At 44.3% G+C, this 22,689-nt stretch carries 19 protein-coding genes; 7 read left to right on the top strand and 12 right to left on the bottom strand.

Going from position 1 to position 22,689, the window contains the following annotated elements:
* Window positions 1-50: 50 nt before the first annotated feature.
* The 3 genes from WDM69_RS05595 to tolQ all read right to left on the bottom strand — a co-directional run bounded on the left by WDM69_RS05595 (window position 51) and on the right by tolQ (window position 2,451).
* A complete protein-coding gene (locus WDM69_RS05595) occupies window positions 51-1,163 on the bottom strand; it encodes a cell envelope integrity protein TolA (protein ID WP_338755087.1) in 1,113 nt (370 codons plus the stop codon).
* 105 nt (window positions 1,164-1,268) lie between these two features.
* Window positions 1,269-1,763 carry an ExbD/TolR family protein gene (locus WDM69_RS05590; protein ID WP_338755086.1) on the bottom strand — a complete coding sequence of 165 codons (495 nt, stop codon included), beginning with the start codon at window positions 1,761-1,763 and terminating at the stop codon, window positions 1,269-1,271.
* 19 nt (window positions 1,764-1,782) lie between these two features.
* The gene (gene tolQ, locus WDM69_RS05585; RefSeq protein ID WP_078306744.1) at window positions 1,783-2,451 is read right to left on the bottom strand and encodes a protein TolQ; all 669 of its coding nucleotides are present in this window, start codon (window positions 2,449-2,451) and stop codon (window positions 1,783-1,785) included.
* A 281-nt stretch (window positions 2,452-2,732) separates the two neighbouring features.
* On the opposite strand from tolQ, the gene WDM69_RS05580 reads away from it, so the two are divergent.
* Window positions 2,733-4,040: an NCS2 family permease gene (locus tag WDM69_RS05580; protein WP_338755890.1), complete on the top strand. Its 1,308-nt coding sequence runs from the start codon at window positions 2,733-2,735 to the stop codon at window positions 4,038-4,040.
* A gap of 263 nt (window positions 4,041-4,303) precedes the next feature.
* The gene (locus WDM69_RS05575) at window positions 4,304-5,353 is read left to right on the top strand and encodes a hypothetical protein (protein ID WP_338755085.1); all 1,050 of its coding nucleotides are present in this window, start codon (window positions 4,304-4,306) and stop codon (window positions 5,351-5,353) included.
* 373 nt (window positions 5,354-5,726) lie between these two features.
* On the opposite strand, the gene WDM69_RS05570 is transcribed toward WDM69_RS05575, so the two are convergent.
* On the bottom strand, window positions 5,727-6,659 hold the full coding sequence (locus tag WDM69_RS05570; RefSeq protein ID WP_338755889.1) for a transaldolase: 933 nt from the start codon (window positions 6,657-6,659) through the stop codon (window positions 5,727-5,729).
* Window positions 6,660-7,046: 387 nt separating this feature from the next.
* Here WDM69_RS05570 and pheA point away from each other — a divergent pair, with 387 nt between their 5' ends.
* The 5 genes from pheA to WDM69_RS05545 all read left to right on the top strand — a co-directional run bounded on the left by pheA (window position 7,047) and on the right by WDM69_RS05545 (window position 12,530).
* Window positions 7,047-8,240, top strand: a complete 1,194-nt coding sequence (gene pheA, locus WDM69_RS05565; RefSeq protein WP_338755084.1) for a prephenate dehydratase — start codon at window positions 7,047-7,049, stop codon at window positions 8,238-8,240.
* Window positions 8,241-8,389: 149 nt separating this feature from the next.
* On the top strand, window positions 8,390-10,663 hold the full coding sequence (locus tag WDM69_RS05560; RefSeq protein WP_338755083.1) for a bifunctional prephenate dehydrogenase/3-phosphoshikimate 1-carboxyvinyltransferase: 2,274 nt from the start codon (window positions 8,390-8,392) through the stop codon (window positions 10,661-10,663).
* A gap of 2 nt (window positions 10,664-10,665) precedes the next feature.
* Window positions 10,666-11,589, top strand: a complete 924-nt coding sequence (gene rarD, locus WDM69_RS05555; protein ID WP_338755082.1) for an EamA family transporter RarD — start codon at window positions 10,666-10,668, stop codon at window positions 11,587-11,589.
* A gap of 30 nt (window positions 11,590-11,619) precedes the next feature.
* Window positions 11,620-11,994 (top strand): dihydroneopterin aldolase, encoded by a 375-nt coding sequence (gene folB / locus WDM69_RS05550; protein ID WP_338755081.1) that lies wholly within the window; start codon window positions 11,620-11,622, stop codon window positions 11,992-11,994.
* An 8-nt stretch (window positions 11,995-12,002) separates the two neighbouring features.
* Complete coding sequence (locus tag WDM69_RS05545; RefSeq protein ID WP_338755080.1) at window positions 12,003-12,530, top strand: 2-amino-4-hydroxy-6-hydroxymethyldihydropteridine diphosphokinase; 528 nt, start codon at window positions 12,003-12,005, stop codon at window positions 12,528-12,530.
* Between the two features lie 39 nt (window positions 12,531-12,569).
* On the opposite strand, the gene WDM69_RS05540 is transcribed toward WDM69_RS05545, so the two are convergent.
* The 8 genes from WDM69_RS05540 to dnaE all read right to left on the bottom strand — a co-directional run bounded on the left by WDM69_RS05540 (window position 12,570) and on the right by dnaE (window position 22,668).
* Window positions 12,570-13,685, bottom strand: a complete 1,116-nt coding sequence (locus WDM69_RS05540; RefSeq protein WP_338755079.1) for an ABC transporter substrate-binding protein — start codon at window positions 13,683-13,685, stop codon at window positions 12,570-12,572.
* A gap of 10 nt (window positions 13,686-13,695) precedes the next feature.
* A complete protein-coding gene (gene potC / locus WDM69_RS05535) occupies window positions 13,696-14,472 on the bottom strand; it encodes a spermidine/putrescine ABC transporter permease PotC (protein ID WP_338755078.1) in 777 nt (258 codons plus the stop codon).
* Window positions 14,473-14,531: 59 nt separating this feature from the next.
* A complete protein-coding gene (potB, locus tag WDM69_RS05530; RefSeq protein WP_338755077.1) occupies window positions 14,532-15,485 on the bottom strand; it encodes a spermidine/putrescine ABC transporter permease PotB in 954 nt (317 codons plus the stop codon).
* Complete coding sequence (gene potA, locus WDM69_RS05525) at window positions 15,478-16,632, bottom strand: spermidine/putrescine ABC transporter ATP-binding protein PotA (RefSeq protein ID WP_338755888.1); 1,155 nt, start codon at window positions 16,630-16,632, stop codon at window positions 15,478-15,480. The genes potB and potA overlap by 8 nt, the downstream gene beginning before the upstream one ends.
* Window positions 16,633-16,770: 138 nt before the next feature.
* Window positions 16,771-17,688 (bottom strand): serine O-acetyltransferase, encoded by a 918-nt coding sequence (gene cysE, locus WDM69_RS05520; RefSeq protein ID WP_338755076.1) that lies wholly within the window; start codon window positions 17,686-17,688, stop codon window positions 16,771-16,773.
* A gap of 17 nt (window positions 17,689-17,705) precedes the next feature.
* On the bottom strand, window positions 17,706-18,632 hold the full coding sequence (locus tag WDM69_RS05515; protein WP_338755075.1) for an RNA methyltransferase: 927 nt from the start codon (window positions 18,630-18,632) through the stop codon (window positions 17,706-17,708).
* Between the two features lie 61 nt (window positions 18,633-18,693).
* Window positions 18,694-19,029: an Hpt domain-containing protein gene (locus WDM69_RS05510; protein WP_338755074.1), complete on the bottom strand. Its 336-nt coding sequence runs from the start codon at window positions 19,027-19,029 to the stop codon at window positions 18,694-18,696.
* 45 nt (window positions 19,030-19,074) lie between these two features.
* Window positions 19,075-22,668, bottom strand: coding sequence for a DNA polymerase III subunit alpha (gene dnaE / locus WDM69_RS05505; RefSeq protein WP_338755073.1), 3,594 nt, complete (start codon window positions 22,666-22,668; stop codon window positions 19,075-19,077).
* Between the last annotated feature and the right edge of the window lie 21 nt (window positions 22,669-22,689).

The raw sequence follows: 22,689 nt of genomic DNA, 5'->3' as shown, positions 1-22,689 counted from the left end.
CAAGCTTGATTAATGATTAAAAACAGATTTCATAACAGATTGATGACAACTTAAGACGTTCCTGTCAGTCCGATGCGAATGGTGGGATACGTTTTGGGGTTGTTTGGGTCGATGGGTAGGGGGCTGGCAGCATACACGGCAGTTTTGGCAGCATCGTTTAGGGCGGAATGTGAACCGCTGACTGACACATCGAGTACCGTGCCATCTTGAGCCACGGTTATTACCAACACACTGCGTTCTCCTTGGGTGTTGATGGGGGGAGAAAAGTGAGCTTGTACTTTGGCTTTGATGGCGGATAAGGCACTGCTGTTTGATTGAGTTGAGCCATGTGATTGATGTGAGCCGCCACCACTTTTAAAGGTGATGGTTGCTTGCCCATCTTTTAGGCTTGCGATGCTTGATGGGCGATTTTTTTCTTGTTTGGCTTGATTGGCAGTCTCTGACTGTTCTTTGTTGCTGGCGGTGATGTGATGGCTGCTTTGTTCGATGCGTTTGTAGTCATCGACGGTTTGTTGTTGTTCTTGCAAGCGTTGGCGTTCTTTGTCTCGCTGTTGTTGCATCTCAGCCATGATTTGAGCATCTAATTGGGCGGCAAAGGCTTGTTGCTGTGCCAGATAAGCAGATTCTTTTTCTAACAATCGTCTTTCGTATTCTAGCATGGCTTCTGACTTTTGCACTTGATTATCAGACACAGTGTCAGATGTCATGGTGTTTGGTGCAGGGATAAAAATTTGGTTGGCATCGTTGTTGCTATTGATGCTGTCGTTTTGTGGCAACATGGAAGCACTGTCGCCCATGGGTTGTCTCATGTCTTGATTGAAGTCGGCGGATTGGTTGGCAGACATTTGGGCGGTATTGTTATCCTTGTCATTACTGGCATCACTGCCATCACTACTGCCAAGAGTTGCCACGCCATCACGTATTTTGGCTTCAATATCAGCGACAACATCGGCACTGACCAGCTCGGCTTGGATTGTGTGTGTGGGTATGTTGGGTGGTTGCTGAAAATAAATCAGCACCAGCAACACCAACCCATGCACCAATATGCTGAGCATGATGCTCAACACCAATGACAATGACCCTTGCTGACTTTGTCTGTGTTTTTGAGCAAGGTGAGCGGTGTTGTCAATGGGCAGATGGGGCATGGGTTGAGTAGGTGGCATGGCGGGCATAGGGATATGGTTTTGAGTGTTTTAAATGATGGCTGGTTAATAAATGCGTATTTGTTTGTGTGTTAATGTGAATAAAACCTTGTCTTTATTGATTGCTTATGGCTCTTGATTGCTTGTTGCATTGGTCAATAGACCCACATTGGTGATGCCTGCTTGCTGAATGGCTGCCATGATTGCCATGATGTTGCCATAGGGGTTATGTTGGTCGGCATTGACCATGACTTGTAGGGATTGGCTGTCTTGTTGATTGATAAATTGCTGAAGTGTGTTCAGCTGTGTTACCAGCGTGTCTTTATCAACAGGCAAATCAGCCTGTGCCATACGCTTGCCATCACTTACCCTGCGTAATTCATAGGTCATAAACAGCTCACCTGAGCTGGTCATCGAGATGATGATGGGCAGTTGTTTGGTTTGCTTTAGGCTGTTGGTGTGTTCTTTTGGTAAATCAACTTGTACCCCTGTGCTTAGCATGGGGGCAGTTACCATAAAGATGACCAACAACACCAGCATCACATCAATATAAGGCACAACGTTCATGTTGGCGTTTAATGGCTTGTTACGGCGGGCAAAGGGGCTTGATTGTGATTTCATGGGTGATTTTATCGTTCAGTCAGTCTTGTGCGCCTCGAGCCAGCATCGCCACCATCTCATCAGCAAACAATGCTCTTTTGTCATAAATGCTGGCAGATTTAGCGGTGAAGTGATTATACGCCAACACGGCAGGAATGGCGGCAAATAGTCCCATGGCAGTGGCAATCAAGGCTTCAGCGATGCCCGGTGCAACGGCAGACAGGCTGGCTTGGTCGGTTTGGGACAGACCTAAAAAGGCGTTCATGATGCCCCAAACTGTCCCAAATAGCCCCACATAAGGCGATACTGAGCCGATGCTTGCCAAGGTTGCCAAACCAGACTCAAGTGCTTGTTGTTGGTGTCCAAGACTGATTCGCAGTTGTCGTTCAACGCCTGCAATGGCAGATGTGGCGGTGTGATGGGATTGACGCATTTTTAAAAATTCACCAAAACCAACATAAAAAACCTGTTCCAAGCCATCACGCTTGGGCAAGCTTTTGATGCCTTGATACAGCTTGCCCACTTCTTCACCTGACCAAAACCATTGTTGAAAATGGGCATCATGACTGTCGGCATGATGTAAGCGATGGCTGAAACGAAAAATCAGTATCCACGCCAACAAAGACGCAAACAACAATAACCCCATGACGATTTGGACAACCAAACTGGCGTTAATGATAAGGGGCAGTAACTCAATAGATGGGTTCATGGTTAATCTTGATGATATAAAAAACAACCTAAAAATAACGTGCTAAGACTGACACAATTTACTGATTTTATGCACAAAAGTAAATGGCAATTTGTCATCAGTCAGATGGTTGTTACAAAATAATGGTCATAAAATCATGGTGATGAAATCATGTGCCTATCATGATGATGACAAGATGGCATGATGATGACAAGATGGGCTTGGGTGATGATTGTTTGTTTGACCATTTGCCATTAAAATACACCGCCATCTCACATTCAACCAACTTAAGCGACCATTTTATGAAAGCCATAAAAGCCTTGATAAATCAATATTTTGCCATTGATGAGCGTCAAAGCAGCATCACCACAGAAGTCATGGCAGGGATAACCACCTTTTTGACCATGGCGTACATCATCTTTGTTAACCCCAACATTTTATCAGAAGCAGGCATGGATAGGGGGGCAGTGTTTGTTGCCACATGTCTTGCGGCAGCGTTGGGCTGTTTTATGATGGGGCTGGTGGCAAAGTTGCCTGTCGCCCTTGCTCCGGGTATGGGCTTAAATGCCTTTTTTACCTATGGGGTGGTGATGGGCATGGGGCATGGCTGGCAGACGGCATTGGGGGCGGTGTTTTTGTCAGGCTGTTTGTTTGTGGCTTTAAGTTTGTTCAAGGTGCGTGAGTGGGTAATTCATGCCATACCCACCACCTTAAAGCAAGGCATTGTGGCAGGCATTGGGGCGTTTTTGGCATTCATCGCCTTACAAAGTGCAGGCATTATTGTGGCAAGACCGTCGACGTTGGTTGCTTTGGGTGATATGACGGCTTTTCCTGCATTGATGGCGGTTATTGGGTTTTTTATTACCATCTCGTTGGTGCATTTTCGTGTGGCAGGGGCGGTAACCATCGGCATTTTATTAATTACCATCATCAGTTTTATCACAGGGCATATGCAATATCAGGGCATCATGTCCATGCCCCCATCAATCGCTCCCACATTCATGCAGTTGGATATCAAAGGGGCGTTAGATGTTGGCATGATTTCGGTGATATTTGCGTTTTTATTTGTGGATTTGTTTGACACCACAGGCAGTTTGGTGGGCATCGCTCAAAAGGCAGGTCTTGATGATAAAAATGGTCATATACCCAACTTAGGTCGGGCATTGTTGGCAGATTCAACCGCCACGGTAACAGGGGCGATGCTGGGTACGTCATCAACCACCAGTTATATTGAGAGTGCATCAGGTGTCTCTGCTGGTGGACGCACAGGGCTGATGGCGGTTACGGTTGGTGTGCTGTTTTTACTCAGTCTGTTTTTTTCACCCTTGGCAGGCATGATACCTGCCTATGCCACAGCAGGGGCGATATTTTATGTGTCGGTGTTGATGCTGTTTACCTTACAAGACATTGACTGGAGTGATTTAACCGAATCCGCTCCTGTGGCGGTGGTGTTGTTATTAACACCATTGACATATTCGATTGCTGATGGCATTACATTGGGCTTTATTACCTATACCGCTGTTAAGAGCTTGACAGGGAAGTTTGCCCAAATCTCTTTTGCGGTGTGGGTGTTGACATTGATTTTGTTGGTAAAATTGATGGTCATGTGAGGCAAGATGGCTTTTAATGACTGTTTAATGACGGTGGCAGGGCCACAATTGGCAGGATAATCATTTATGCGTATAATATTTGATGCGTATCATGCAGTTTTTAAACGTCAATGGGCGTTTATGCCAACATGGTGTGTCAATGTTATTGTGTCAATGTTATTGTGTCAATGTTCATTGTGTCAAAATTAAGGCACAATCAATCAAGGCACAATCGGCTTATTTTGCTGTTATCGTCTGTTGTTTTATCATGATTGGGGTTTGTTATGCGTTGGGGTTTTACATTTGTCAAATGTGCCAAATATGTTGGCATCGGTGGTGTGTGTGCGTTGGTGTTGATTGGTTGTGATCGCCATAAAGACAAACCGACAGTTGACCCACAAGCTCAAAGTGAGCAGATTGCCAATGCGACGACGGAAACAAAAGTCGACTGTCAATCTTATGCCATGATAAGACAGATGCACAATGCCGTCATGGACAGCATCGGTTCTTATGTGGGACAAGCCGCCAGTGCCATGATGCACAATGGCAATGTGGCATTAAGCAGCGGTGTGCTTGCTGATAAAACGGCCAGTTTGTTTGTGGATATTCAAAATATCCGACAAGGTTCGACCACTCAGACAGGCATGACCACCTGTCAAGCCAGTGTGAGCGTGGCTGTTGCCAACGAAGACATGTTCCAAGCCAACCAACTGTTTGCTTTTGCCAATCAACCAAGCCTAGAGCAACGGTTGGCAAAAAACAACATTGAGCTAAATAACAACAGGTTGGTGGACAATCACGTTACCTTTGTGCTGTCGCCAGCCAATGACGGCAACACCGTAAAACTGGCTGGAGATTTGCCATTGCTTGAGTTAGTGGGTAATGTGATAACCAGTGCCACCTTAAAGCAACGCATGGACGCAGAGCAAACAGCACGCCGTCAGCGAATTGAACAACAAATCGCTCAAGAACAACAAAAAGCGTACCAAGCCGCTCAAGAGCTAAGCCATCAACTGGCACAGCAAGAAAGCAATCTGTACCAAGAACCACAGACAATCACCCCATCTGACATGACTGACTCATTGACCGATGGCCATCATGGCAATCACCACAGCTTAGAGCCACGTCCTGGTTTTGTGGACACCATGCCAACCCCATCTGAGCCAAAAGCCAGCATCAGCAAACCCAAACCTAAAATTGAAAAGGTTGAAAAACTGGCAACAGTTACAGACGTTGAAGACATGCGTCAAGACAGCGTGCAGTTACCAGAATTTCATGTGCCGGGAGCTGATGACATTACCATGCGTATCATCGAAACAGATGAAACCTATTGATAAACCCATTGAAAAATTATTGACATGACATCGTGCTTATTGGGTTTGGGTTTGGGTTTGATTTAACTCATCGTGCGTAATTCTCCACCCATAATCTTTGATTAAAGCAAGCATTAGCTGATGTGGCAGGACTTGCTACTGTGTAAAGAGTTCTCTCATGCCGATACTATTCAGCGATGGTGGCATGACGAAAGGTAGCAACTCAATCTAAGCTTAAGTTGTTATTATGGGTCGCAAAGATTCCCCCATCATAACCGCTAGGTTTGGTGGTGGGAGTATGTCAAAGAGCATCATCAATCAGCCACTGACAGTCAGTTTTTGTCATTGTTTTTATCAGTGGTTGATTGGTTTTTTTATGTTATGATGTTTTGTTTTATCTTATGATGTTTTTGAGCAATGTCTCTAGGTCATCTCGAGCCGTGATAAAGCCATCAATCCCCTTAGATAACAGACTTTGAGTCATGGCATCGGCTTCATGTGCTTTATTAAAAGCAGCTTGTGATGGGTTCATCTTTGCCGTACTGTGAACATCGGTTGTCTGAGCCATCGTATGGCTTAGCTTGCGAGTAACAGGTTGGTGCATGTGTGCCAACTCATCAAGTAAGTTGGGGGATATGGTCAATAAATCACACCCTGCCAATGCCAATATCTGCCCAACATGACGAAAACTTGCACCCATCACTTGCGTGTCATAGCCATGTTTTTTGTAGTGGTGATAAATGTTGGTAACTGATTGCACGCCTAAGTCTTGTGTGATGGCAATGTCATCACGGTTTTCTTGGCGTTTTTGCCAGTCTAGTATCCGCCCAACAAAGGGTGAAATCAGTGTTACCCCCGCATCGGCACAAGCAGCGGCTTGATGTTGACCAAACAACAGTGTTAAGTTGCAATGAATGCCTTGCTTTTCAAGAATTTCACCAGCTTTAATGCCTTGCCAAGTGGCAGCAATTTTAATCAGCACTCTGTCAGGTGAGATGCCTTGTTTGCTATAAGCGTCCATAAACTGCAATGCCTTACTCACCGTCTCTTGCGTTTGATAAGATAAGCGAGCATCGACTTCTGTGGATACTCGCCCTTCAATTAATTGTAAAATTTGCGTGCCAATCTCAATAGTCAACGCATCAATGACTTTATCAATATCGCCATGATGGCGGTTCATGGTGTCTATCAGCCGAGCTTGTTTGTCCATTTGCCCATCAGTTGGCGTTAATGCCTTGGTGATTAAGCTGGGATTGGTGGTGGCATCGATTGGCTTTAGCCGAGCAATGGCGGCCAAATCACCTGTGTCCGCCACAATCGTGGTCATTTGTTTGAGTTGTTCTAAGCTTGAGTGATTCGATGTGTTTGTTGTGGGGGTTGACTGTGTTGTGGGGGTTGAAACAGACGCAGGCATGACAGTTCCTTAGTTTTAAATCATTTGGCTTTAAGCCATTTATTTTGAAGCCATGTAACAAGGTTAAGTTAGGGCTAAGTTAACAGGGCTAAGTATAACACTGAACAACCTTGATAAAAAGTTTGTGAAAGGTTAGAAAAATGTCATGTAATAGATTGGTTTGGTCATCGTTTTTATGACACAGATTTGTTATAGTAGGATTTGTTATGGTGATATGGCATAAGAGACGTAATATTAAAAGATGTCATATTCAGTTGCTCTATTTTATCCTGCTTATTAAAGGTGCTAAAAGGTAATCCAATGACTGATGACTTACCCACTTTATCAACATCAAAACCAACTTCTGATAAATCTGATGGGAATGTTGCCCAAAATACCGACAGAAATACTGACAAAAATACCGACAGTGGCTATCTTGACATTATTCGCCAAAAGATTGATGGCGTTGACCACCAAATTCATGAGCTGATTAATGCCAGAGCCAAGTTGGCCCAACAAGTGGCAGAGATTAAAAAACAACATGAAGACCACCCCATATTTTATCGCCCTGAGCGTGAAGCACAGGTACTAAAAGCTGTCATGGCGAGGAACAATCACTTAGGTGGGGTCATCAGCGATGAAAAAATGGCGACTTTGTTTCGTGAAATCATGTCGGTTTGCCTTGATTTAGAATCACCGCAAGTGATTGCTTATTTGGGGCCTGTTGGCACATTTACCCATGCTGCCGCCCTAAAACATTTTGGTAAGGCGGCGACAACCGTACCGCTTACCACGATTACCGATGTGTTTCGTGAAGTGGAGGCAGGTTCTGCCATGTATGGTGTTGTCCCTGTTGAAAATTCATCCGAGGGCGTGGTTAATCATACCCTTGATGCCTTTTTAGGGTCAACTCTTAAAATCATCGGTGAGGTGGAATTGCCCATTCATCATAATTTTTTGGTGGCGGAGCATACCAAAGTAGATAGCCTAAGCCGTATTTATTCGCATCAGCAGTCATTGGCACAGTGTCGCCATTGGCTTGATGTGAATTTTCCCAATGTGGAGCGGGTGGCGGTGTCAAGCAATGGTGAAGCGGCAAAACGCCTACAAAACGAATGGCATTCGGCTGCCATTGCAGGAGAAGTGGCGGTCAATGAGTACGGCTTGCATAAATTGTATGAGAACATTGAAGACAACCCTGGTAACACCACCCGCTTTTTGATTGTTGGGCGTGAGAGTATCGCCCCATCTGGGCAAGACAAAACGTCCATTTTGGTGGCAGCACATGACAAATCGGGCGCATTGATTGAGATTTTAGACCCATTTAGAAAGCATGGGGTGTCTTTGACCAGCATCGAGACTCGCCCTGAGCGTCCTAATAAATGGTCATATGTGTTCTTTATTGACATGAATGGTCATATCCAAGACCCCAATGTCAGTGCTGCCATTGGTGAAATTCGTGGCATTGTCAAAGAACTTAGGGTGCTGGGTTCGTATCCTAAGGCGGTGATTTGATTTATTTTGAGCCAAACAATAAAAGCTAAAACTTTAAATTTTTAAGCATTAATGACTATGGTTTTGGCGTGCCTGTCTTTTTGAAAAAACTGACATAAAGCAAAACGCTCATTTAATAAAAGATATTTTATAAATAAGTATGAAATAAAATGTTCAACAAAGTTTTAATCGTCGGTTTGGGTTTAATAGGTGGTAGTGTTTTACAAGGGATTATTGATAATCATCTTGTTGGCGAATTATATGCGGTAGATTTTAATAAATTGGTTATTGAAAATTCTATTAATGATAAATTAATTCAAGATGGTGATGATGATTTATTAATGTTAGCAAATACAGGCAAACTAAAAGATTGTGAATGTATTATCATCGCTGTTCCTGCATTTGCAATTAAAAATATTTTAGCCAAAATTAAAACCGCCATTGATAATAAATTACTGCCAGATGATGTTATCATCAGTGATACTGCCAGCACCAAAGGCAATATTTTGAAGGACGCTTTTGATGTTTTTGGGGTATTGCCATCAAATCTTGTTTTGGCTCACCCAATTGCAGGAGCAGAAAAGTCAGGTTTTATGGCAAGAGATGGCAATTTATTTAAAGCCCATAAGCTCATCATTTGCCCACATGAATTTAATAATCAAATCACAGTAGATAAAATTGCCACACTTTGGCAAACGCTTGGGGCAAAGGTAGATTTTGTTTCTTGTGATAAACATGATGAGATTTTGGCATTAACGAGCCACCTGCCCCATTTATTATCCTATGTCTTGACTTATCAGCTTGCCAAAGACGATGAAAATCTGAACATTTTTCGTTATGCAGCGGGCGGATTTCGGGATTTTAGTCGCATCGCAGCCAGCGACCCAATCATGTGGCATGATATTTTTTTGGCCAATAAAACTGCCATTTTACAAGCCATTGATGATTACGAGCGTCATCTAAGCGAGCTAAAACAGCTCATCATTGATGATAATTCTCCCCAAATCATTCGTCAGCTGACCGATGCACGCCACGCACGTCGCCACTTTGGACACATGCTCAATCAAAACAAAAATATGGACAACATCATGAAACAGACTTTCATCATTTGGCCAAGCCACACATTTACAGGCACGCACAAAGTTGCCCCTGATAAATCCATTTCGCACCGCTGTATTATGTTTGGCTCTTTGGCAAATGGCGTAACAAAAGTGTCCAATTTTTTGGAAGGTGAAGACGCATTATCTACCTTGCAAGCCTTTTGTGATATGGGGGTGAAGATAGAACGCAATGATGACAAAGTCGTCATTCATGGCGTGGGCATGAATGGTTTAAAAGCCCCAAGCAAGCCGTTAGACATGGGCAATTCTGGCACAAGCATGCGACTGTTATCAGGCATTTTATCCGCACAACCCTTTGACAGCGTGATGATGGGTGATGTGAGTTTATCCAAGCGTCCCATGGAGCGAGTTGCCAAGCCATTACGTCAAATGGGAGCGGTCATTCAAACCACTGGCACAAAAGGCACACCGCCAATCACCATAACAGGTGGTCAGTCCCTACAAGCCATTGATTACGTCATGCCCATGGCATCAGCACAAGTCAAATCCTGCTTACTTTTGGCAGGGTTGTGGGCGGACGGCACAACAAGCATCATAGAGCCTGAGAGTACTCGTAACCATACCGAACGCATGTTAAGGGCGTTTGGTTATACGGTGGTGGTTGACAAACAGCCACATGGCAATAAAATCAGCATCACAGGTGGGGGACAGCTCACCGCTTGCGACATTACCGTGCCTGCGGACATTTCTAGTGCGGCATTTTTTATGGTGGCGGCCACCATCGCCAATCATGGCAACATTACCATAAAACAAGTGGGGATTAACCCAACTCGCACGGGTGTGATTGACATTTTAAAACTCATGGGGGCAGATATTTGCCTAGCCAATGAGACGATGATGGGCGGTGAACCTGTGGCAGACATCATGGTCAAATCATCAAAACTAAAAGGCATCAACATTCCTGCCCATCTTGTGCCACTTGCCATTGATGAATTTCCTGTTCTGTTTGTGGCGGCAAGTTGTGCCACTGGCAAGACGATTTTGCGTGGAGCAAAAGAGCTGCGTGTCAAAGAGTCTGACCGTATTGCTGTCATGGCAGATGGTTTAAAAACGCTGGGCATTGATTGTACGGTGCTTGATGATGGCATTGAGATTATCGGTAAAGGCGATGAACATCAACATGGTAAAAGAGTGTTTACTGGGGGCAAGATTGACAGCCACCACGACCACCGCATCGCCATGAGTTTTACGGTGGCAAGTTTGCAGGCGAGTGATGCCATCATCATACATGGCACAGAAACGGTGAACACCAGTTTTCCAAACTTTGCACAATTGGTTAATGAGGCAGGGCTTCATGTGAACGTAAAAAATGATGTGATTTAACCATGGCAAAACAACCAACCGTACCCATCACCACCACCCCCAAAGGCATCATGACTGCTTTGGGGGCATTTATCATTTGGGGTGGTTTTCCGCTGTATTTTAAGCAATTGCAACAGTATGATGCCATTGAAATCATCGTGCATCGCATCGTTTGGACGTGTGTGTGTTTATTGATTTTTATGCTGATGACTCGCCGTTTTTCTTGGGTTAAGATTTTACGACAACAACCCAAATGGCTATTGATTACCGTTTTTTCTGGCTTTATCATCACCAGCAACTGGCTGACTTATGTGTGGGCAGTCAATGCCAACCAAATTCTTGCCGCCAGTCTTGGCTACTTCATCAGCCCACTGGTGGGCGTGGCATTGTCTATGTTGGTGTTTCATGAACGATTGCGTCCGTTACAGTGGTTGGCGATTGCCATTGCCAGTGTGGCGGTGATGATACAGGTGGCAATGCTGGGCAGTTTGCCTTGGGTGTCGTTGGTATTGGCAGCCAGCTTTGGGGTTTATGGCATCATGCAACGCAAAACCCCATTGGCAGCGGTTGATGCGTTATTTTTGGAGACCATCGCCATTTTGCCTGTGTGTTTGTTGTGGCTTTTTCAAGCCGATGTGGCAAGCAGTCAGTTGTCGTTTTGGTGGTCAAATGACATTGGATTTTTGATGCTGGCAGGTCCGATTACCTTAGTGCCACTGTTGTTATTTAACAAATCCACCAAAATGGTTGCTTATAGTGTGCTGAGTTTTATGAACTATTTAAGCCCCAGTTTTATCTTTTTATTGGCGGTGTTTTATTATCATGAACCTTTTGACCATCAGCGGTTGATTGTGTTTGTGTTGATTTGGCTTGGGCTGGTGGTGTTTAGTGTGGATTTGTGGCGTCATCGACCAAGCAAAAAAGCAAGCAAAAAAGCATTGGCTTAAAAAAAGCATCAACTTAAAGGAGAAATGACCATGTTATACCCTACTGAAGAAGATGTCATCATCATAGACGGACTGCGTGTTGATGCCATCATTGGTATTGATGATTGGGAACGGGTCATGACCCAAGCCATCATCATTGATATGGCGTTGTTCACTGACGTTACCGACGTTGCCCAAACACAAGACTTAAGCCAAGGAATCAACTATAAAGCGGTGTGTGAGCAGGTCAGCAAATGGGTTCAGGATAAGAAGTTTGAGCTGCTTGAAACTTTGGTGGAATATGTCAGCAAGCAACTGCTGGATAATTGGCCCATCAGTAAAGTGAGTATCAGAGCGGTTAAACCAAACGCCATCACCCTTGCCGATGCGGTTGGTGTGCAGATAACCCGTAATCCGTCAGCTTAAGCCCGTTTATGCTGTCATCTATCCAAGATGGGCGACATGGTTATGTCGGTTATGTTTCTGTGGTATTGGTGGCAATGGGCAGTAACCATCATGCCAATGATAATTTAGCCGATGCCAGAGCCATGCTAACCCAGTTGGGTCATGCGGTGTTTACCCATCTTTTGGTCAACCCTGATTATACCGCCACACCAAGCAACCCCAAACCCGACTATACCAATCAATGTGCCATCATCACGTTAGATACGCCCATCAGCTTATGTGCTTTTCATCAACACATCAAAGACTTTGAACGTTGCCAACAGCGTCATGATACAAAACACAAACAACAAGGCAAAATCACCATTGACATTGATGTGTTGGCGGTACAGTTAGCTTCACAAGATGACATCTTACAAAAAAAGCGTCATGCCATCAATCGCAATGCGAACAATGACAATGCGAACACAGCAAACAATTGGCTATTTATCGCCAGTCGTTTGCCATTAAAAGAACATGAACGCCATGGGGTTAAGGAGTTGTTGGAATGGTGCGGTTAATACAGATACGGTTAATACAGATGTTACCAATACAAAAAACTACATGTCCACCTTTAATCTGTCCCAATATTTTTGATAAATTGCCATGGTGATGTCGCCCACGTCTTCTCGAAACAGGGAATCTTTAAGCAACTCATCTGGTGGATAAATGATTGGATTGGTGGCAATGTCAGCAGGCATGATGGTTTTGGCAGCGTCATTGGGTGAGCCATAGCCGATTTCTTCACTAATCATGGCGGCGTATTTAGGACGTAAGATAAAATCAATGAATTTGTGGGCGTTGTCTTTATTTTTGGCATTTTTGGGAATGACCATGTTGTCCATCCATAAAATCGCCCCTTCTTTGGGATAAATAAAATCCAACTCTGGCATACCTTGGTCTTGAGCCATGATGACTTCACCATTCCACGCCAGACCCAGATAAGTTTCTCCCTCCATAAATGGCATGCGTGGGGCGTCAGAGTTAAAGGTGCGAATATTGGGCATTAATTTGGTCAGTTTTTCATAGGCTTGGCGGATTTCATGTTCATTGCGAGTACTGCCAGAGTATCCAAGGGTCAACAGCCCCATGGTAAACACATCTCGTAAATCATTCATCAGCATTACCCGTCCAGCAAAGTCATCTCGCCACAGGTCGTCCCAACTGGTGATTTGCTGTTTGTCAATGCGTTGGGTATTCACGGCAATGCCTGATATTCCCCATAAATACGGCACGCTAAACTCATTGTTGGGGTCAAAAGGCGCATTTAAAAAACGGTTGCCCAAATTGCCAAAGTTGCTCAATTGATTGTGGTCAATCGGCTCAAGCATGCTTTCTTGACGCATTTTATCAACAAAATCTGTACCAGGAAATGCCAAATCATACTCACCACTGCCATTCATCAGCTTGAGCTTGGCATACATGGCTTCATTGGAATCAAAGGTACTATAAATCACGTCAATGCCTGTCTCAGCAGTGAAGTCTTTAAGCACTTGGTCGGAGATGTATTGGGTCCAATTATAGACATTCACCACATTTTTACCTGTGGGACGAACAGTACCACCATCAGTGCCATCTGTGGGCTGACAGCTGACAAGCCCACCTGATATTGCCAAACTCGCCCCCGTCCATGCTAAAAAACGTCTGCGAGAAATTAATGAAGGAACATAAGACATGAACTTCTCCTTAGCGTTTTTTTATCAATAATAGCTGAGACATCAACAAGCCTAACAGAGAGATTACCAGTAAAATTGTGCCAATGGCATTGACTTCAGGCTTGACTCCCACACGCACCATGGAATAAATCTGTAGTGGTAAAATCTCAAATTCAGGACCTGTTACAAAGGTAGAGACCACCACATCATCAAGTGATAAGGTAAATGCCAGCACCCAACCTGCCAAAATCGCAGGCATGATAATTGGCATAAGCACTGTGCGTATCATGGTCAATTCGCTTGCTCCCAAATCTCTTGCCGCTTCCAACAGCTGATTATCAAGGCTGGACAACCTTGCTGACACAGTAATCACCACAAACGGTAAGCAAAAGGTGATGTGAGCAATCAGTAATGTCATGAACCCAAGTTGTAACCCCAATATTAAAAACAACGCCAGCAGTGAGATTGCCAATACAATCTCAGGCGACATCATCAGTACAAACAACAAGCTTTGTAATACTGACTTACCTTTAAAGTCATACCGCTGAAATGACAATGCTGTCAATCCGCCAATCACAGTGGTAACCGTGGCAGCGACCACCGCAAGCAAAACCGAATGCCAAGCTGTCTGTATCAAAGCAGGGTTAGTCAACAGTTCACGATACCACGTCAAACTTAAACCACCCCATTGGTAGCCAACCTTAGACGCATTGAACGAAAATATCACCATCACCACAATCGGAGCGAACAACAGCAGATAAATCACCGTTAAATATAGCCAAGAGAGCCATTTCATCGTCGTTTTCATTTATGTTCCTTAATCATTGCCCCATGCCTCCATCATGCCCCATGCCACTTCACGCCCCATCATGCCACTTCGTTATAATCGGTTTTGCCAATGCGTTTACTGCTGATTCGGTAGGCCAAAATCAGCACCGCCATTGCCAGCGTCAACAGCACACTGGCAGCGGCACCAAAGGGCCAATCTCGAGCATCTAAAAATTGTGATTTAATGACATTCCCTACCAATAGGTTGCGAGAACCGCCCAAAATATCCGCCACATAAAACATGCCCATGGCAGGCAACAACACCAACAACACGCCAGAGATGATGCCAGGGGTGGTCAATGGTAAAATCACATGCCAAAAGGTCTGAAGCCGATTTGCCCCTAAGTCTTGCGATGCCAAGATAAAATCTTTTGGTAAATCAGTAAAGACAGCATATAACGGCAATACCATAAACGGAAATAACAAATACACCAAACCACCAATCACCGCACTTTGGGTATATAAAATCTGTAATGGCTCATTAATGATGCCTAACCCAATTAACGCTGAGCTTAATAAGCCATTGGCAGCCACAATCAGTTTAACTGCATATAAACGCACCAGTGAGTTTGTCCAAAATGGGATAATCAACAACAACATCAACAGCGTCTGCCAGCGTTTTTTGGCTTTACTGACCAGCCAAGCAAATGGATAGCCAAGCAACAAACAAATTAAGGTGGTGATGGATGCCATGGATAATGAATGCAAAAACACCTTTAAATATAAAGGGTCAATCAATCGTGCGTAATTGGCTAAGGTGGCAGGCATTGCCAAAAAATGCCCTTCATCACGGGTTAAAAAGCTGGCAATGATGACAATCACATTAGGTAACAACGCAAATATGACCAACCATGCCCAAATCACAAATAAGGTGGCACGGCGAAACAGATGACGTTGTTTGGCTGTGTTAACTTTGCTTTTGTTAACTTTGTTTGTGTTAACTTTGGCTGTTGCTGCATTGGCATGGTGATGGGGGGGAGTCGACTTATTCATCAGGTAATATCCATTCCCAACCATCAACCCAATCTACTCGCACTTCTTGCCCCAGCTTGTAATTAAAATTGGGGTCATCTTCGTTAAAATACTCAGATGCCTTGATGCGATTGCCATTTTTGAGTTCAATCACAGAATCCAACGTACTGCCTTTGTAACTGCTGTCCACCACATGACCGACTAAGCCATCATGTGCTTCATCTGTGTAATACACTCGAATGTCTTCAGGACGTAATAATAAATTAACCGTTTGCCCCACTTGCACGGTAAATTTAGGCTTGGGTAACTCACGCACAGGGTGATAGCCGTCTTTTTGTTCAGTCACTTCCACTTTGATGGTACGGTCATTGACCGCCAGCACATTCGCTTTAAATAAATTGGTCTCACCAATAAAGCTGGCGGTGAATAAATTAGCAGGGCTTTCATAAATGCCAATGGGGGTATCAATCTGCTGAAATACGCCACCTTTCATCACTGCAATGCGATCAGACATGGATAAGGCTTCTTCTTGGTCATGGGTAACAAACACAAAGGTAATGCCAAGCTCTCGTTGTAGGCGTTTTAGCTCTGATTGCATCTGCACACGCAATTTGGCATCTAAGGCAGATAATGGCTCATCAAGTAACAATAACTTGGGGCGATTGACCACCGCTCGAGCGATGGCGATACGCTGTTGTTGCCCCCCAGACAAATCTTGTGGACGGCGATTGATGGTATGTTCTAATTGCACCATGGTCAACGCTTCACGCACCCGCCCATCAATCTCATTTTTGGCAACTTTTTTTAACTTTAGACCATAAGCGATGTTGTCATAAACTGTCATGTGTGGAAATAACGCATATTGCTGAAATACCGTATTAATGGGGCGTTTTTCGGCAGGAAATTGAGCAATGTCGATGCCGTCTAGCTCAATAGAACCGCCATTAGGCATCTCAAAACCGCCAATCAAACGCAATAAGGTGGTTTTGCCACAGCCAGACGGACCAAGTAAGGTTAAAAATTCACCATCTTGAATATCAAGGTTGATGTCGTTTAAGATTTTGCTATCGCCATATGCTTTGGACAAATTGCGAATGCGTAATAATGGCTTGCCAGTGAATGACGTGCCATGATTTGATGAGTCATCGGTTGGCTTATCGGTTAACATTGTCGGTGTCGGTTTACCTGCCTGACCATGTTCGGTTGGCAAAGTCGTTGATGCAATCATAAAGTTACCTTATGGTTAAAGAAGGCAATGGCTAAAAAGGTGATGGCTAAAAAAGGCGACCATTTTAACATCATTTTTTTATGAACCGATGACATCTAACTCATCTGCGGATAATTTTTTGTAGGATTTTTTGCAAAAATTAGGGTCAAGGCGACAGACGGCTTCAGACAACTCATCTAATCTGGCTTCTGATTGTTGAATGTGGTCAAGCATCTTGGCAAAGCCATCAGCCACAGGGTCGCCAGAGTTAGGGTTAAGTCCATAGGCGTTAAAACCCAATGCCTTAGCAAGGCGTATTTTTTGACAATCTGCGTCATCAGATGTGTCAGTAGTTTTGGTCTCGTGATTGTTTTGATTGTTTTGATTGTTGATTGATGTGTCATCAGTATGTGTTTGGTTGATGATTTGTTCATTGTGATGTTCGTTATCATCATCAGGTTGAGTTATCATACGAGCAGCACTGCCAACCATGGTTACGCCAGCTGGCACAGGTTTGACCACCACCGCATTTGAGCCAATTTTGGCATTTGCGCCCACTGTGAAGCCTCCAAGTACCTTAGCCCCAGCACCGACCACCACACCGTTTTCTAGCGTTGGGTGGCGTTTTCCTTCGTTCCATGACACACCGCCCAATGTCACACCGTGATAAAGGGTAACATCATCGCCAATCTCTGCCGTCTCACCAATCACCACGCCCATGCCATGGTCAATGAATAAGCGTTTGCCAATTTTAGCGGCAGGGTGTATCTCAATGCCTGTCAATGCTCTTGAACCATAAGCCACGAAACGGGCGATGAATTTGCATTCATCTTGCCATAAACTGTGTGCCACTCGGTGCATGATTAGGGCATGAATGCCCGGATAAGTGAGCAATACTTCGGTGAAGTTGCGAGCGGCTGGGTCACGGTCAAACACCGCATTGACATCTTCTTTGATGCTCTCAATGCTTTGTTGGGCAGTTTTTAAAGTGCGTTTAAGTTGGGTGATAACTGACATGGTAATCCTAATGCGTTTTATTGAGACATTCTTTTAAGCAATGTGTTGATAAGCGACTGTAGCAGTTGGTATTCTTTGTTGTCTAGCTGGACACGAGACAGCAGTCTGTTTAGTCGGTTAGGCAATGAGCGTAAGTCATCTGTATTTGCTAAGTCTAGCTGGCTAAACAGTTTGATAAGTTGATTTTGTAGGTGCTGTTGTTGTTGTTTGCTGATGGCAGGTTCATCCCAATGTTGGCGAATGTGATGCAACAACTCGGTAGAATTGATGCTTTTAGAGATGACAGTTGGCGGATTGTCTTGAGTGTCATACTGGGTTCTGTCTTGAACATATGGATGAAGACTGGCAAGGTTGGCAAAGTGGGCATAGATAAAACTTGTGATGACTTGTACCGCTGATGCCACATTGAGCACAGGATAGTCTGGATTGGCATCGATTTGAATGTGATAATCTGCCAATGCCAGCTCATCATTGGTTAAACCACGGTCTTCACGCCCAAATAAAATGCTAATTTTTGCCAATGGGGTTGAGTTGATTGAGTCATTTTTATGGGTAAGATGCTGATTAGTCAGATGCTGAGCAGTCATTAAAGGCAACTGAAAAGCTGATTGTTGATATAAAAACTGCTCAATCAGCATCGCCGTTTGGCTCGGATTGATGATGGGTCTGGGCAGATGACGGTTGCGACTGCTGGCAGCAAACACAAGCTGACTGTTTGCAATCGCATCTTCTAACGTAGCAACCGTTTTGGCATTCTGTAATAGGGCGGTTGCTCCTGCTGCATGTGCCATGCTGGTGTCATCTATGGGGTATTTGGGGTTAACCAATACCAAACTGCTTAAGCCCATGGTGTGCATGGCACGAGCAGTTGAGCCGATGTTGGCAGGCAAGGTGGTATTGACCATGACGATATCAATGGCGGTGCTAAGTAAGGTGATGCTCATAAGTATGGGTTAATGTTAATATAGTAGGGCAAATTGACAAATGGATAATAGGATAAATGGATTAAGCCAAACGTTGATGAATCTCCTGTATGACTGAGTTAAGTGCTTGCTCAATGTCGCTGAGTACGTTGTGAGCATCGGCTATCATACCAGCGTAACAAATCTCTTGCATGGTGTGGCAGTGCTGACTTAACGTTTGAGCTCCCAAGTTGACACTTGCTCCTTTTAGTGAGTGGGCAACTTGCAGTCCTGTTGTGTTATCACCTTGAGTGTGAGCGGTGCGTATTTGTTGAACTTTCTGTTTGGCATCAAGGATAAATTGATTGATGAGCGTGGTAAAGTCGTCTTCTAACAAATCTTGCATTTCTTGCCATTGAGCATCATCGATATGGGTCATGCGATTATCCTTTTTGAGTCATTTTAAATTTAGCCTAAGCAATCTTTAAATGAATTCTAGGCGAATGTGGTCAGTGTCGAATATTTGTCTTAGCTTTTGTAAATTGTCATCACTTGGGTGCATTCGCCAATCATCATTTAACGCCACACCAGCGGTGGCATGGTCATCATACACATAAAGTCCCAAGGCAATACAGTTATCATTTGGTGTGTTGTGGTGTTGCTTGACATCTGCCAGATAATCGATATTGATGTCATCAACATCAACATCATCGATGGTAACTTTGGGAATATTGTCCAATTGGTTAGGTTTTAGCAGAGTTTGTAGTTTTGTCAATCGATTGGTGTCATGACCATGCAGTTTGATGTTGATTTTTTTCAGCCATTTTATGCGTGCGTCAATCATTCCGTAAGCATCTTCTAGGCGGGCAAATACTCGCTCGTTGGCTTCTCGAATACTGCCTTTGATAATCAGCACTTCATCGACCTTAATGCGGTTTTTGATGCGGTTATAGCGTTCTGAATAACAGCTGACTTCAAGACGAGATGTGCCGTCATCGATGGTGATGGCAATGCGATTGCCAAAGTTTGCCACGTCCATGACCAGCCCTGCAAATAGGGTTGTGCCATTGTAGCCTGTGTCACTTAACTTATCCAGAGATTGATTGGCTGTGTAATGTCGGATTTCTTGGCGGTACTCATCGATTGGATGCCCTGTTAAATATAACCCAAGGGTGTCTTTTTCTGCTTTTAGGCGATATTTGTCTGCCCAAATGATGTCATGACCTGTTGGTAACGGTGGGGCGGTGGTTACACTGTCAATCTCACCAAATAAGTCCATGATGCCCATTTCGCTGTTTTGTCGATTTTGCTCAGCGGCTTTAACGGCACTGGGCAACTGTGTCATCAATGCCCCACGGATTTGATGATATTGAGTTTCATCTAACTCTGGGCGTAAGGTTTTGGCGAAGTCATCAAAGCACCCTGCTTTAATCAGGGCTTCTAACGTGCGTTTATTGACTTTTTTGGTATCAACACGGCGACAAAAGTCATATAAATCGGTAAAATCTCCATCTTGCTTGCGTGCTGTTACAATGGATTCAACTGCCCCTTCACCCACCCCTTTGATTGCCCCAAGTCCGTAAATGATGTTGCTGGGTGTGTCAGCAACAAAGTACCATTCACTGCGATTGACGCTGGGGTTATCAACCGTCAGATTAAAATTCTCTCGGCAATCATTGATAAAAAACACCACGTTATCGGTGTTATTCATGTCACTGGTCAATACCGCCGCCATAAATTCGGCAGGATAGTAATGTTTAAGATAAGCGGTCTGGTACGCAAGCACGCCATAGGCAGCAGAATGCGACTTGTTAAAGCCATAACCTGCAAATTTCTCCATTAAGTCAAACACCCCCCCTGATACCATGGGGTCAATGCCTTTTTGGGTTGCTCCACTGATAAATATTTCTCGTTGTTTTGCCATTTCTTCAGGTTTTTTCTTGCCCATGGCTCTTCTGAGCATGTCAGCCCCACCCAAAGAATACCCTGCCATGGTTTGTGAAATTTGCATGACTTGTTCTTGATAAACAATCACGCCATTGGTTGGTTCTAAGATGGATTCAAGATTAGGGTGGTCATAAATGACCTGTTCACGACCGTGTTTACGTTCGATATATGACTCAACCATGCCAGCATCCAAAGGCCCGGGGCGATATAAAGCACACATGGCGATGACATCATCAATGTTACTGGGTTTAAGTTTACGTAAGTATTTTTTCATACCTGCTGATTCTAGTTGAAACACAGCGGTGGTTTTGGCAGGTTGTAGCACGTTTAAAAACGTATCTTTATCGTCCAATGGTAAGTCATCAAGCTCAATTGGGGCTTGGTTTTCTTTGACTCGGCGAGCGTTAATGTTGCGTACAGCAGCACTGATGACGGTTAAATTACGTAAACCCAAAAAATCAAACTTCACCAGACCTGCCGCTTCCACATCATCTTTATCAAACTGGCTGACACGATGTCCGTCTTCATCACAATAAATGGCGGTAAAATCGGTGATTTTGGTGGGAGCAATCAGCACACCCCCTGCATGTTTACCCACGTTGCGTGTGATGCCCTCAAGCTTAAGAGCCATTTCCCAAATTTCATTGGCATCTTCATAATCCATGTTATCAGGATTATTGAGCAAATCATTCAGCAAAGCTTCTTGTTCAAGGGCCTGAGCCAAAGAAATACCGGGGGTTTTGGGAATGAGTTTGGATATTTTATCCGCCAAGCCATACGACTTGCCTTGTACTCGTGCCACATCTCGCACCACCGCTTTGGCTGCCATCGTACCAAAGGTAATGATTTGTGATACCGCTTCTCTTCCGTATTTACTGGCGACATAATCAATCACACGGTCTCGTCCTTCAATACAAAAATCAATATCAAAATCTGGCATGGACACCCTTTCTGGGTTTAAAAACCGCTCAAATAACAGTTCATAATGTAAAGGGTCAAGGTCAGTGATGTTCAACGCATAAGCAACCAGCGAACCTGCTCCAGAGCCACGCCCCGGACCGACAGGCACACCATTGGCTTTTGCCCAGCGAATAAAGTCCATGACAATCAAAAAATACCCCGGAAAGCCCATTGATAAAATGATGTCTAACTCGTGTTTTAGACGTTCATCATAGGGCTTGCGAACATCAGCCCAATCATCACCACGACTGATGGGGGGATACAGTTTATCAAGGCGTTTATCAAGACCACGAGCCGACTCCGACCGAAAAAAACTCTCGATGCTTTCACCCACTGGCACAGGATAATCAGGCAATCGGTTTTCGCCTAAAGTTAAGATGACATTACAGCGTTTGGCAAGGCTGATGGTATTGTCAATGACGGTGGGTAAATCAGCAAACAAATCGCTCATCTGTTTTTGAGTTTTAAGATATTGAGCATCAGAATATTCTTTTGGGCGGTTGGGGTCAGCAAGCACATAACTGCCTGCAATGCACACTCTGACTTCGTGAGCATCAAAATCTTCTTGGCTAATAAAGCGAACATCATTATGAGCAATGATGGGCAACTGATGACGGTGTGATGCGTGAATGACCGCTTGAATATAAGCATCTTCTCCTGCACGAGAAGTGCGTTTGATGGCAAAATATAAACGGTTGCTAAACCGCTGTTGCCAAGCGTGGATAAGCTCATCTGCTCGCTCTGGGGTATTGCTCATCAGTGCTTGCCCAACATGACTTTGTTCAGTCAATAAGGCAATCACCCCATCAGCATGGGTGAAAATTTGCTCTGTACTAACGATGGGTTTACCACGACTGTGGTCATAATGCAAGCCATCAGTGAAGCCAAATGACACAATACGGGTTAAATTTTTGTAACCGTCATTGTTCATGGCAAGTAAAATTACTCGGTGATTGGCATCATCGGTCAGTACTTCTGCTCCGATGATGGGCTTGATGCCTGCCCCCAAACACGCACGATAAAACTTGACCGTGGCGAACAAATTAGACAAATCAGTCAATGCTAACGCAGGCTGAGAATCTGCTTTGGCAGCGGCAACCAACGCTTTTATCCGTATGATTGAATCGGTTATCGAAAATTCACTATGAACGCCAAAATGCACAAATGCCATACGTTTATCCCCCAAAATGAC

Source organism: Lwoffella lincolnii (assembly GCF_037201985.1).
Taxonomy (GTDB): domain Bacteria; phylum Pseudomonadota; class Gammaproteobacteria; order Pseudomonadales; family Moraxellaceae; genus Psychrobacter; species Psychrobacter lincolnii.
Note: the sequence above shows the minus strand (reverse complement) of the source record. Positions and strands in the feature narration are given on the sequence as shown.